The organism is Fibrobacter succinogenes subsp. succinogenes S85, assembly GCF_000146505.1.
GTDB lineage: Bacteria > Fibrobacterota > Fibrobacteria > Fibrobacterales > Fibrobacteraceae > Fibrobacter > Fibrobacter succinogenes.
Map to the genome: position 1 here is coordinate 1,857,359 of NC_017448.1, position 13,532 is coordinate 1,870,890.

Genomic DNA, 13,532 nt, shown 5'->3' on the forward strand with positions numbered 1-13,532 from the left:
ATGCTAGACGAAGCCCTCAGACTTGAAGATATTTACCTTTCGACAAACGAACTCTCGGGAACGATGTTTTCGATTCCGAGAGCCGTAAGCTATTTTGAAAATATCAGGACAAGCAAAGGCAACGACGATTTCCAGCTCATCGCTGGGGCGAACCTCACACTAAAGCTCGGCGAGACAATTTGCATCGCAGGCCCATCCGGTAAAGGCAAGAGCGCCATTCTCCGTTTGATTGCAGGTCTTGCACGCCCGCTCAAAGGGCATATCTATTACTTTGGCGAATACATCCCGTCAGAAAGGTTATCCGCACTCGAAGTAGCAAAGCGCCAAGTGGGTTACGTGCTACAGAACGCAGCCCTGATTTCAAACCTGAGAGTTGTAGACAACATTGCACTGCCGCTTCGTTACCACAAGATGGGCACCGAGGACGAAATCACCAAGAAAGTCAACATGGCCATGGACTTGATGCGCGTCCGCGACTTTGCCAAGATGTTCCCGCATGAACTCAGCGTGGGCATGCAAAAGCGTGTCGCCATTGCAAGGTCGTGGGCCATGGACCCGAAGCTCTTGCTTATGGACGAACCGACCGCAGGGCTTGACAACTACAACCGCAGAAACCTCTTGCCGTTGATTGACAACATGCGAACGATGTTCAAGACATCCATCATCATCGTCACGCACGACCTCATGATTGCAAAGGAACTGGACTGCAACCTCGTATTCTTGCACCAGAAAAAGCTCACCGAGCCGCACTCCTTTGACTACTGGCTCCATTCGGATAGCGAAATTTCGAAGGACCAGTTCCGCGACCTTCAATCCGTTTCACCTAATACTTAATTACAGTTATGTTCCTTCCATTACCAGACGATTTTCATGCGCACTTGCGCCAGGGCGAACTCATGCCCGGTTACGTCCGCGATCTTGTTGCCCAGTTTGGCCGCGCCATCATCATGCCGAACACAGTTCCCGCGATGACTAGCGCAAAAGCAATCGCCGACTACAAAAAACAGATTCTCGAAGCCGCCGCTCCGGTGCGCCCGGACTTTGAACCGCTCATGACATTCAAGCTGAACCCGAACTACACGGAACAGGACTTGAAGGACATGATGGCCGTAGGCGTTGTCGCAGGCAAGTACTACCCCGCAGGCGTAACGACGAACAGCCAGGACGGCATCAGCGATTTCGAAGCGGTTTTCCCCGTTGTCGCCATGATGGAAAAGCTAGGCCTGGTACTTTGTGTACACGGCGAAGAGCCGGGTGAATTCTGCCTGGACCGCGAGCCCGCATTTATCAAGCGCGTCGAAACGCTCGCCGAAAAGTTCCCGAAGCTCCGCATCGTGTTTGAGCACTTGAGCAGTGCAAAATCCGTCGAAGCCGTGAAGCGCCTCCCCGCAAACGTCGCCGCCACATTCACGGTACACCACCTGATGATGACCCTCGACGATATCGTCGGCGATGCACTGCGCCCGCACCACTTCTGCAAGCCCTTGCCGAAGCGCCCCGAAGACCGCAAGGCCATCCGCGAAGCCGCCTTCAGCGGAAACCCGAAGTTCTTCCTCGGTACCGATTCCGCCCCGCATCAGCAGGGCAAAAAGGAATGCCCGTGCGGCGCCGCAGGCGTTTACAGCGCACCGGTCGCCATCCCGCTTTTGGTACAGGAATTTGACCGCGCAGACGCCCTCGACAAGCTCCCGAACTTCATCGCAGGATTCGGTGCAGACTTCTACCACCTCCCGCGCACGACAAAGCAAATCGAGGTGGTCAAGGAATCGTGGACCGTCCCTGCCGTCGTGAACGGAGTTGTGCCGCTCGCCGCCGGGCAGACGCTCGAATGGAAACTTAAATAACGTTTTGGGCCTTCATTTTACAATAAAACGCCCAAATTTCATACAAAAATTCGCCGTAAAAGGCGAATTTTTTTTGTACAAATAAAAAAAAATTACCTCTTTAGCTTTTTTTACTTATATTAAAAAGCGATCCAAGGATTATACCACTTTTCAATCGGAGGTTTTATAATGAATCTGGTAAAAACAATTGGTCGTATTCTTCCGGTAGCACTCTCGCTCTCTGTCCTCGTCGCTTGCGGCGACAAGAAATCTGAAAAGCCCGCTCCGGTCAAGCAGCCGGAACCGGCCAAGGTCGAAGCCCCGGCACCGGAACCAGAACAGCCGGCACCGTTTGACTTCTCCAAGTTCGCAGCTATCAAGAACAATTCCCAGGTTTTCTTGACCACGAATGCCGAAGTTGAAGCATACCTCAACGACGCATTCGCCAAGGTTGAAAACGGCCAGGCCACCTCGATCGAATTCCCGAACGTGAGCAGCCTCTTCGAACTCGCTAGCGCAGAACTTAGCAGCGAAGGCCGCGCCGTCATCGCAACAGTCGGTTCCAAGTTCGCACAGACCAACATCGATGCCGCATCCCTCCTCGTGGAAGGCTACACCTGCGACCTCGGCTCTGTCGCTTACAACGACGAACTTTCTCAGCGCCGTGCTGAAACCGTCAAGGCTGAATTTTCCAAGTACATTCCGGCTTCCAAAATCACTGCCAAGTGGTATGGCAAGCGCATGTTCAAGAAGTTCAAGTACGGTTCCAGAGAAGAATACCGCCGCGTGAACGTCCGCATCCAGTAATACTCAGGATCGCGTAAAATTAAACGCGCAAGTGTTTGAAAGGCCTCCGCAACTGCGGAGGCTTTTTTTGTATTCAAGATGTTGGTTCAAGACACCGCTCGCAGGATGCCGCAAAGCGCCCACTTGACATTTCGCACCGCAAAGACGATATTAAGGGAAATACACTAGGTAATTATGCAAAACAAAATTGACTACAAGAAATTAAACATCGAAGTTTACGAAGACACTGCAGAACGTTGCCGCACAAACGCTCGATTGCGCAATTCTATTGAACGCTCTATACACGAACAGAAATTCACCGGAGAGCGAGAAAACGTCGTTGTTGAGAGCCGCGAAATTTTCGCCGAACGTGCCAACATCATCGTCTCGCAAAAACGTACACTTGAAGCCGCCAAAGCATACGCAAACACAAAAGTCGCAGTCCTTAACTTTGCATCCGCATCGCACCCAGGCGGCGGCGTGACAACGGGAGCAGGCGCCCAAGAAGAAAGCATCTGCAGATGTTCCACATTGCACCCATGCCTCCTGGCACCGAAAATGGAAAAGCTTTTCTACGAGCCGCATTGGCACCAGAAAAATGCGCTCCATGATGACGACTGCATTTACACACCTGGCGTAACGGTCATCAAGACCGACACATCCGCCCCCGAATTGCTAGACGAATCCGATTGGTACAACGTAGATGTTATCACCTGTGCTGCACCGAACTTGCGCAATTTTGAACGCAAAAAAGAGTTGCTAGTTGATAAATACGGCTGCGGTTCTATCACCGACGAAGGTCTAAAGCAACTGCACATCAAGAGGCTCCGCCGCATTTTGGATATCGCCATTTTGAACAATGCCGAAAGCATTATCCTCGGAGCATTCGGTTGCGGGGCATTCATGAACGACCCAAGAATCGTCGCAAACGCCACCGCCGAAGCCATCAAGGATTACCTGCACGCGTTCAAGAATATTGAATTCGCCGTATTCTGCCGACCCGGCTTTGAGCAGAACTACAAGGAGTTCTGCAAATTGCGGGAGGTAGGGTAAGGTGTACTTTGTCTTGGGTAATTTTAAGCGATAACAGGTGTGAACCCTCTTTTGTGCGTGTAGCACAAAGGAATCTTTTTCGTAGAATCGTCTGCAATTTTGACAATTGTTAGACTGGTTCGTTCAAGCAGCCAAATATCATCAGCTTCTTGCGTGATTTCCAGGACTTCATTGAGTTCAGTCAATGGAGCGGGTTTCGGTTCATCAAATTTTGCGCGACTTAGCGGGCAGAGAATCAAAATGGATATATTCAATTCCATGGCGAGATTTTTCAGCGTCCAAGTCGCCATCTTTAATGATTCAGCCTTATTTGCGCTAGAACGAATTTTCAGCAAATGCAGGTAATCAATGATTAGCACGTCTAATGACTTCAGTTGTTTGTAGAGTCTTGCTTTTTGAGCCAGCTCTGTAAGATCCATATTGGTCGCATCTTCAATTCGTAGATGCGAATGCATGATTTTACCCACCGATGTCACGAGCATTTGAGTCTCGGTTTTATCAAGCGCTTCTTCGCAAATTTTACTATAGTCTACACCAGCATACTGGCAAAGGAGCTGTTCGCCACGCCGCGTTCCACAGTTATCCAAGCTGAAATAAACGACACCCTTGCCATCATCCAACGCAGCACTCGCCGCAACGTTCAACGCAAACGTTCTGATTCCGACCCCCGCATGCGCCGCAAGAATTGTCAATGCACCTCTACGAAGACGATTCGCCCAGTCCGCCTTACCCGTGTAAGAGCGTTCCATTTCGGCTTGCAACTTTTTCAGATTATTGATTTTTTGCGGCAGAAATTTTTCAAGGCATTTCTTTTGCTTCACAAAAATTTTATGAATTGCATCTTCGAGCGAAAGCGGTTCCAACAGCAAGGCGGCACATTGCGCATTGCCCGAATATTCATCAAGCTGCTTTTGTGCAGAATCATCAAATTCACGCCAAATGCTGGGCTTCGGAAACCACTGTGCAATACTTGTAAGCGCAAACTTGTGTGTATCTTGTAGCATCCCGCAATTTTTCGCAGACTTTTCTACGCATTCCTTGTCAAAAGCCCCAACAATCGTTTGCATTGTTTCGTAGGCGCGGATGGCACGAGTCATCTTGTCAAGAGCTTTTGCCTTGTCAGTGGAATTTTCGTCAATTCCATCAGTGGGCGGAAATTCCTTTTCTGCAGGAGCGTACGCTGGATCAAATTCGCAACAATCATCTTCAAAGACCAAGTCCAGCGAATCACATAGATAACCGTAAAATTCTCGCACGTAATTGTAGTAGCGGAAAGCCTTGTTAATTTCATTTTCTGCCAACGACTCAAAACTGTCTGTCATCTTGTCTTTGAACATAAGAGCCTCCTTTGTACATCCCAAAATATACCATGACCATACGACAACTGTTGACGCATGAAGCAGGCGGACAATCATCCACTCACAGGAATATACGCGACATGGTTTCGCTTTAGCCTTTTAATCCATTTGGCGTGTTCATTGTAGTTTGATTTTCCGCAGAGCACCCACAGCACGTCTATGGGGCGCTTGGTGTTGAATTTTGGCGGAGGGGCGTAACCGTCAGTAAAGTAGATGAGTCCATCATATTCGGGGTGCGCACAGTAATAATCAGCGGCAGGCTGAAAACTTGTTCCTCCGCGGCCCATGATTTTTACGGTTTTGCGCGCCTTTTTTAACGGTTCGGGCTCGCCTTGAATTTTGGAATCAAACTGCAAAACATCTAGTTTTTCAACACCATATTTAAAGAGCCGGTTAATCACCGAGAAGAAAAATTGCAAGTTCTTGTCCGTGACAGACCCGCTCACGTCAACAGCAATGAGTAAATTCGTTGAAAGCTCGTAGCGGCTGCCCATGGCATCAAAACCGAAACGTCGATTAGGACGCATGCGAGTAAGTCGACGCTTGCTAGAAATCACTGATGTCTTAAACAGACTCAGCATTTTGCGGTAGTCCATATTGACTTTCTTACTTGCCCTGATAACGCCTTGCAACTTCTTAGAAATTGATCCCCAGTTATTACTAGCTTCGGCAATTTCGATAAAGCCATTTATATCACAGCAAGCCGATTCGTCTTCTTCCCATAACTCCGAAATTTGCGCATCTAGTTTTTCTTGCGTGTCGTTTTTTCCTTGCGTGCTGCGAGAATTGCCGCTGTTCGCGCACGTTTCTCCAAATTCGCTCGATTCGCAAGATTCGCCTTCGCCCTGCGCAGCCTCGCTGACATCGTTCGGAATCCCGCGGCCATCCGATGGAGCAAAAGGCATAACTGTATCCTTGAGCAAACTGTAATACTCTTCAAAGCACAAACCACTAGGTAAATTCAATTCTGCGCCGCTCATCAGTCTTTTGACAACGGGCGGAACTTCATAAACATCGTTAAGCGTGATGTTGCTCGCTCGTGTGAGCAACTGTTTCATTGCAAACGGAGGTTGTCGCTGATACGGGTGCTTGAGTAAAATGCGGAACATTTCAACTTTCAAAAATTCAGCCAACACAACATCTGAGACGTTGTTCAAAAGCTTCGGGGCAAATTCAACCTTTCTATTCCCAGTTCGCATTGATACATCAAGCGAATCATTCTCGTAAAATTCGTGACTGCAGTACACAGCAAACAAGAGCGGTTCCGTCAAGAACCATCGTTCACCAATTTTCTTTATTCTATCCAATACAGTCATAGATTTAAATTATCAGTTCAACGAGTCTCCGCCTTAAATTGACTTGATAAATTCCGTAATTTTCTTATACAGTTTTGGACAATGCATAATGACAAACGTCATCGTTGACGGGTATAGCGAAGACGAATACAAGTTTGCGAAATGCGCCTGCGCCTCGCGGAATTTTTCGCCCGAAAGGAACTCAAAATAAGCGGCAAAATTCGCAGCCACCCTTGCCACCATTTCAGTATCTTTCTCGTCGTAGTTTTTCGTTTCAATAAAACGGAAGACTAATTCGTTCACGGAGGCAAGTTCCGGCGTAGAACATTTTTTAAGTGCAGTCTTTTGCTTTGCAAAATCACCAAGCAAAATTTCCTTTGCACTTGGCAAGCGTTTCCGGTTGATTGTCGCAAAGAACTTTGTTGCGGCAGGCATACCGATGATTCCCGCAATAATCGTTTTCAAAAGCGAAGAGACCTCGTTCGTCTGTAATATCTTTGAAACGCGTTTCCATCCGCGACGGTCAGGAGATTTTTCAAGTCCTTGGTCTTCGCGAGTAAAGGCGGCACCGTCAAGCATTTCCGGATTTTCAGAAATGAAATCAATCACGCGACTGTCCAGCCCCGCCTTTGAAGCCCACAACAGCCATTCTTGCGCAGTGGGCCTAAATTCGTAAATGTTAAAACGGCTCACAAGTGCCGGATCCAAATCCGTCAACTGATATTCTTCACCATCGTTCACCGCGCTAATCACACGCGAGCCCTCAGGCAATTTGCGCCCCGCAAGCGTGCGATTTAACGTCAAATCCATAATGGTCTGTAACACTTCCGGGCGAGCGCGATTCAGCTCATCCAAAAACAACACCACCGGCTTGCCATCCGTCGGGAACCAATACGGCGGCATAAACAAAGTCTTACCCGTTGCCTCGTCAAGTCGCGGGAGGCCAATCAAATCGCCCGGATCACTCATCTGCCCCAAAAACAGAATCACCACGCGCTCGCCACGCGATGTAAAGAACTTCTCCAGGATTTGCGACTTGCCAATTCCATGCTTGCCCGTAAGCATTATATTTTGCGAGGCGGGAGTCGCCTCCAACAAGCTTTCCAGTTCTCGTGCATTTATACGTACAGACATACAGACCTCTACAGTTTTAAGATTCCCTTTGTCATTGAAATATCCACAGGAAACGGCATCGTTTCAAGCAAGCCTTCAACGCTTTTGAGCACATTAGGTATTGCAGGAATTCTTTTCGTGAAATTTTTATCGTTCAGCGAAATTTCAATCATTCGTTTTTTACCCAATTCAATCTGGAGCAAAAAGTATTTACCCTTGTCAGCCAAATTCCATTCGTGACTCAATTGCGACATCATCTGAGCGACGCATGTTTTCAGGCTTAATCTTGATATTTCCTTAAGCTTAGCTTTCTTCTCAAATTCAACTTTTTCGTTTTCAAGCGCAGTAAGATGCGCCGGGAAATTATCGATAAAGTTCTTTATATTCTTAATGGTCTGCAGCAAGTCGCAAGTATCAACCCGATGAGAAAAGGAGTCAATTCCATCGGTTTTAAAATGCACATAATACAACGAATCAGCCAGAATAAATTCAATTGATGAATTCGCTGCGTTCAGATCAGTGACAATCCTAATTCCACATATTTTATCGCCCTGCTGGAACATATCCCGCTGGAACGCATCACCTTGACTTTTACCCGACCTCACTACATTGCACTTGCACCCTGGATAGTGGCTTTTCATCTCATTGTACGCACAAAGGACCTCCCCTTCGGAAGGCGCACACCCACGTTTTCCAGGGACAAGAAGCCCGCAAACCCGTTTTTCCCAATACCAGCGAGCAACCGTTTCAAAACTTTCCTTTTTTAAAATCCTGCTAATCATATCTATACCCCACGCATAATATAGAACCGGGATACGTCAAATAACGACGCATAGACAAGCCGCGCAAAAAGTCAGGCATTTTTCTTAACGTGTATATGACAATACACGCACAATCATTATCGTAATGACTAGTTTTTTAAGGTTGTATTTTTTTGAAGCTCACCCGTAAATTGAACGCAAATATTCCCCATATTCCTTGAGGCGCATTTGCAGCGAAGCGGGCTTTATGACGCGGGCGGCAGTTGAGAATGACACAACCCAGTTCACCAAAAGCTGGTTCACATCAGCTTTCATTTTCACCAAGATTTCGCCATTTTTGGCTAGTCTCATGTGCATCGTTCGGTTGAACTTGTTTTCCATAAGGTAAAGGCTAGCGCTCATTTCAAATTCAATTTCAACATCTTCAGGATGGGGTTCCTGCTCGCTCATGAACGCAGCCCCTGACGTGACCTGCCGACGCAACTTTTCCAGAACTTTCGGATTTTCCACAAACGTTTCCTTGGAGAGTTGCACCTTAACCATTCGCCGGAACTTGAGCGTATAGGTGGCATCTTTGACTTTTTCGGATTCGCAACCCACGTAAATTTCGTTCTGATAAACGATAATCATCAAGGGGATGCGGGTTGATTTCTTGTAAGCGGAGGCGGTTCTGTAAAACACATCAATTTTACGGTGGTCGTGAATCGCCTGGAGAATCGTCCGCATTTTTTCACTAGCATTTTCTTCAATGTCCGGCGGAGTCCCCATGAAAATGATTTTCGTGTTCAGCTCTTCACCGAGATGGCGGAGCGATTTCTGTTCGCGGCCCGGCAAACTTTTTTCGATGCGCTCCAGAAGTTGCGAAATAATTTCACTCGTGGCGGGGTAAATATTCGCGATGCGTTTGAGGAACACGAAATGGAGCATCGTATTTTCAAAATTCGGGAACAGGAGTCTCTCGGCATTGCGAAGCGCCGAGGTGTAATAAGATGTACGCCCAACAGTATCAACTGCGATGTAGCGGCCACCATCCATTTCCGAAAGGAAGCGCATGTCGCGTTGCACATTGCGGCGTTCACTCTCAGGAATTTCAAACGAAGTCATCAAGTCGCTGATGGTAAATTTCTTTTCCGGATTTGAAATCACTTTCGCAAAAAGTTGCACAGTGCGTTCACCGCGAGTCATGTCCGCCATAAAAACTCCTGAAGATGTTTTATTAAAAATATAATCAAATACGACAAATGTGGACGCATGCAAATTTAGGCATCAAAGCTTACACCGAATGACTTAGGCATCACAATTTCCTTATAGGCATTCATCAAGTAGTCATCGGTCATTCCAGAGACGTAGTCCGCGACAATGCGTGGGAGCGAAGTCGTTTCTCTGTACTTTTCGCCCAGCGATTCACACCAGTGATTGATTCCGGTCGCCTTTTTCACGCCAGACTGGAGTTCATCAAAACATTCTTCCAAGACTGTCCGGAACATCATCTTGATCTTTTCGTCTTGGGTTGACTTTTTCGGATTCAAATAGATGTTTTTGTAGTTCCAGTCTTTCAGCTGGTTAAGCGCATCAAAAACTTCCGGCGAAAAGACGAGCGTTTCTTTGTCTAAACTATTATTGACAAGGTCTGTAATAAGCGTGTTGACGATTTCGCTATTTTTGCTTCCGAGAATTTTCGTGATTTCTTGGGGGATGTCTTCGCGCTTCACTAGTTTCAAGATGATGGCATCTTCAATGTCGCGGCCAACGTACGCAATCACGTCCGAAATTCGCATGACACAGCCCTCCAATGTCATCGGGACCATCTCTTTTGATTTCAGCGTTCCGCTTAAGCTGTTTTTGTATTCTTCCAGCAGTTTTTCTGGAGTTTTGCTGCGGTTACAGCCGTATTCATTTTTCAGTATTTCGCCGTTGTGGCAGATAATTCCGTCGAGCACTTGCGCGGTAAGATTCAGTCCTTTGCCGTATGCTTCAAGGTCATTGAACAGCCTAAAACTTTGAACATTGTGTTCAAAAATTCCGTCACCGCAATCTTGCAAAAACTTTGAGACAATTTTTTCGCCATCGTGGCCAAAAGGCGTATGGCCGACATCGTGTCCGAGCGAAATAGCCTCAATCAAGTCTTCGTTCAAATTCAAGAAACGCCCAATGGTCCTTGCAATTTTTGCGACCAGTTGCACATGCAGCACTCGGTGCGTGATGTGGTCATTTTCAACAAGGTAAAACGCCTGGGTTTTATCAATGTATCGGCTATAGCAATAAGAATGGATAATCTTGTCCGCATCACGGGAAAAGTTCGGCCGGATATCGTCAGGCAATTCGTGATAGCGGACCGCAGCCGCAGAATTGCAGGCGTATTCTGCAAGCGAGTTTTCCTTTTCCATCAAGCGGGATTCAATTTGTTTCTTGACTGAAGCGTTCCATTCCATAAAACAGTTCCATTAGATAAAAATCATTTTCGTTTAATAAAATATATAAAACCAGCAAAAAGAAAGCCCTGAAGGTGAACTTCAGAGCTTTTTCTAATATTTAGGATTTTATTCGTGGATTACTTCACCACGATGTTCACGAGCTTGCCCGGAACGACGATGGACTTCACGACGGTTTTGCCAGCCATAAACTCCTTCACGCGGTCGTTGTCCATGGCGAGCTTTTCGAGGGCAGCCTTGTCCATGTCCTTCGCGACAGAGGCCTTCGCGCGGACCTTGCCGTTCACCTGGAACACGACTTCGACGGTGTTTTCCACGGCCTTGGAGTGGTCGGCTTCGGGCCAGGCGACGTTCGTGAGCGATTCGTTGTGGCCAAGGATGCTCCACATTTCTTCGGCGATATGCGGGGCAAACGGGTGTAAGAGCTTGACGAACGTTTCGCACGGTTCGCGGTAGCGCTTGTCCATCTTCATCATTTCGTTGTTGAAGATCATCAACTGGCTGATGGCGGTGTTGAAGCTCATGTTTTCAATGTCGTTCGTGACCTTGATAACGCTCTGGTGCATCACCTTTTCGATAGCTTCCGGAGCAGCTTCGTCAACGAAGACCGGGGCTTCATCGCTGTCGCCGACAACAGAACGCCAGGCGCGGCCGAGGAAGCGGTTCATGCCTTCAATGCCCTTGGTCTGCCACGGCTTCACGGCATCGAGCGGTCCCATGAACATTTCGTACAAGCGAAGGCTATCAGCACCGTAATCACGGACAACGTCATCCGGGTTCACGACGTTCTTGAGGGACTTACTCATCTTAGCCACAATCTGCTTGAGTTCGATGTCAGTACCCTTCTTGAAGTACTTGCCATTCTTTTCTTCAACTTCGTCAGTCGGGACCTTGGAGCCAGCGGCGTCTTCGTATGCGAAGGCAAGAATCATGCCCTGGTTGAAGAGTTTCTGGAACGGTTCATCGGTAGAGACGAGGCCGAGGTCAAAGAGCACCTTGTGCCAGAAACGGCTGTAGAGCAAGTGAAGCACGGCGTGTTCGGCACCACCCACATAGAGGTCGACCGGCATCCAGTACTTTTCAAGTTCCTTTGCCACAAATGCGTCGCCATTGCAAGCGTCGATGTAGCGGAGGTAATACCAGCAAGAGCCTGCCCACTGCGGCATGGTGTTCGTTTCGCGGATACCCTTGCGGCCGTTCTTATCAACGACCTGGAGCCATTCGGTGGCGTTAGCGAGCGGAGACTGACCGCCGTCACCCGGCTTGTAGTCCTTGAGTTCCGGCAAGAGCACCGGAAGTTCGGCATCGTCCACCGTAGAGATTTCGCCATCTTCCCAGTGGATAATCGGGAACGGTTCGCCCCAGTAGCGCTGACGGCTGAAGAGCCAGTCGCGGAGCTTGTAGTTCACGGTAGCCTTACCGATCTTGTTGGCTTCGAGCCATTCGATAACCTTGGCGATACCCTGCTTCTTGTTGAGACCGTTCAAGCAAAGCGTTGCATTTTCGCTGTTGATGTAGGTGCCGTCGGCAGCCCAGCAAGCTTCGCCCTTGAGCACGAGCGGCTTTACATCTTCGGGGCAGCTTGCATCCGGCTCCATGATGCAGATAACCGGCAAGTTGAACTTCTTTGCAAAGTCAAAGTCACGGGTATCGTGGGCCGGCACAGCCATGATAGCGCCAGTGCCATAGCCCGTCAAAACGTAGTCAGCAACCCACACCGGAATCTTCGTGCCGGTGAGCGGGTTCACAGCGTAAGAACCTGTAAACACACCGGTCTTTTCCTTGGCGAGTTCCGTACGGTCGAGATCGCTCTTGAGAGCGGCGGCATGCACGTATTCTTCCACGGCGACCTTCTGTTCGGCAGTCGTGAGTTCCGGCACCATAGCGTGTTCCGGAGCAACGACCATGTAGGTGGCACCGAACAGCGTATCGCAACGGGTCGTGTAAACGCGGAGCTTCTTTTCGGTCGGCTTGCCTTCAGCATCGGCAATGGCAAAATCAACTTCGGCACCATAGCTCTTGCCGATCCAGTTCTTCTGCATGTCCTTCACGCCCTGCGGCCAGTCGAGCTTGTCAAGGCCCTTCAGCAGGCGGTCGCCATACAGCGGAATACGCATGAGCCACTGCTTGAGGTTACGGCGTTCCACTTCCTTGGTGCCGCACTTTTCGTGAGAACCATCGTTCAAGACTTCTTCGTTTGCGCAAACAATCTTGCAGTGCTTGCACCACCACACCTGAGCGTCGGCATAGTAAGCGAGGCGCTTCCCATCCTTGTACTTGCGGACTTCTTCCTTGCCCTTTGCTTCGACATCGGCCGGAATCGGGAGTTCTTCAATGGGGCGGCCCTTCTGCTGGTCTTCATCGAACCAGGTGCCGTAAAGGCGCTTGAAAATCCACTGCGTCCACTTGTAATACTTCGGATCGGTGGTGTTGACTTCCTTGTTCCAGTCGTAAGAGAGGCCGAGGCGCTTGATCTGGCGGCGGAAATTGTCGCAATTCTTCTTGGTCGTAATGGCCGGGTGCGTACCAGTCTGGATGGCGTACTGTTCAGCAGGGAGGCCGAAAGCATCCCAACCCATCGGGTGAAGCACATTGAAACCGCGGCTGCGCTTGTAGCGGCAAATGATATCCGTTGCAGTGTAACCTTCCGGGTGGCCCACATGGAGGCCAGCACCACTCGGGTACGGGAACATATCCAAGCAATAATACTTCGGCTTGGACTTGTCTTCGCCAGTCTTAAACGTCTGATGTTCTTCCCAGTAGGCTTGCCACTTGGTTTCGATTTCTTGCGGATTATACTTTGCCATTTGCTTTGTACCTCGTATGGTTCTGCTAGACGAGAGACGAAAGACGAGAGACGAAAGAATTCGTCAAGCCTGTCCAACAGTCTTGCCGCTTGCAGGACTTCATT

The 13,532-nt window shown here is 48.7% G+C and carries 11 protein-coding genes; 4 read left to right on the forward strand and 7 right to left on the reverse strand.

Features of this window, described 5'->3' with window-relative positions:
- From FSU_RS07635 to FSU_RS07650, 4 genes are all read left to right on the forward strand, one after another.
- Positions 1 to 834 carry an ABC transporter ATP-binding protein gene (locus tag FSU_RS07635; protein ID WP_015731930.1) on the forward strand — a complete coding sequence of 278 codons (834 nt, stop codon included), beginning with the start codon at positions 1 to 3 and terminating at the stop codon, positions 832 to 834.
- Positions 835 to 842: 8 nt separating this feature from the next.
- Positions 843 to 1,844 (forward strand): dihydroorotase, encoded by a 1,002-nt coding sequence (gene pyrC, locus FSU_RS07640; RefSeq protein WP_015731931.1) that lies wholly within the window; start codon positions 843 to 845, stop codon positions 1,842 to 1,844.
- 168 nt (positions 1,845 to 2,012) lie between these two features.
- On the forward strand, positions 2,013 to 2,630 hold the full coding sequence (locus FSU_RS07645; protein WP_014545877.1) for an OmpA family protein: 618 nt from the start codon (positions 2,013 to 2,015) through the stop codon (positions 2,628 to 2,630).
- Positions 2,631 to 2,804: 174 nt separating this feature from the next.
- Complete coding sequence (locus FSU_RS07650) at positions 2,805 to 3,662, forward strand: TIGR02452 family protein (RefSeq protein ID WP_015731932.1); 858 nt, start codon at positions 2,805 to 2,807, stop codon at positions 3,660 to 3,662.
- A gap of 23 nt (positions 3,663 to 3,685) precedes the next feature.
- Here the strand turns inward: FSU_RS07650 and FSU_RS07655 are convergent, their stop codons facing one another.
- The 7 genes from FSU_RS07655 to leuS form a co-directional block, all read right to left on the reverse strand.
- Positions 3,686 to 4,999, reverse strand: a complete 1,314-nt coding sequence (locus FSU_RS07655) for a DnaB-like helicase C-terminal domain-containing protein (RefSeq protein WP_014545878.1) — start codon at positions 4,997 to 4,999, stop codon at positions 3,686 to 3,688.
- Positions 5,000 to 5,073: 74 nt separating this feature from the next.
- Positions 5,074 to 6,336: a VWA-like domain-containing protein gene (locus FSU_RS07660; protein ID WP_014545879.1), complete on the reverse strand. Its 1,263-nt coding sequence runs from the start codon at positions 6,334 to 6,336 to the stop codon at positions 5,074 to 5,076.
- Between the two features lie 33 nt (positions 6,337 to 6,369).
- Positions 6,370 to 7,449, reverse strand: coding sequence for an AAA family ATPase (locus FSU_RS07665; protein ID WP_014545880.1), 1,080 nt, complete (start codon positions 7,447 to 7,449; stop codon positions 6,370 to 6,372).
- An 8-nt stretch (positions 7,450 to 7,457) separates the two neighbouring features.
- Entirely contained in the window at positions 7,458 to 8,210 is a 753-nt protein-coding gene (locus FSU_RS07670; RefSeq protein ID WP_014545881.1) for a hypothetical protein, read from the reverse strand.
- A 159-nt stretch (positions 8,211 to 8,369) separates the two neighbouring features.
- Positions 8,370 to 9,383 carry a helix-turn-helix transcriptional regulator gene (locus FSU_RS07675; RefSeq protein WP_014545882.1) on the reverse strand — a complete coding sequence of 338 codons (1,014 nt, stop codon included), beginning with the start codon at positions 9,381 to 9,383 and terminating at the stop codon, positions 8,370 to 8,372.
- Between the two features lie 65 nt (positions 9,384 to 9,448).
- On the reverse strand, positions 9,449 to 10,621 hold the full coding sequence (locus tag FSU_RS07680; protein WP_015731933.1) for a deoxyguanosinetriphosphate triphosphohydrolase family protein: 1,173 nt from the start codon (positions 10,619 to 10,621) through the stop codon (positions 9,449 to 9,451).
- A gap of 119 nt (positions 10,622 to 10,740) precedes the next feature.
- Positions 10,741 to 13,428: a leucine--tRNA ligase gene (gene leuS / locus FSU_RS07685; RefSeq protein ID WP_014545885.1), complete on the reverse strand. Its 2,688-nt coding sequence runs from the start codon at positions 13,426 to 13,428 to the stop codon at positions 10,741 to 10,743.
- Positions 13,429 to 13,532: the final 104 nt, after the last annotated feature.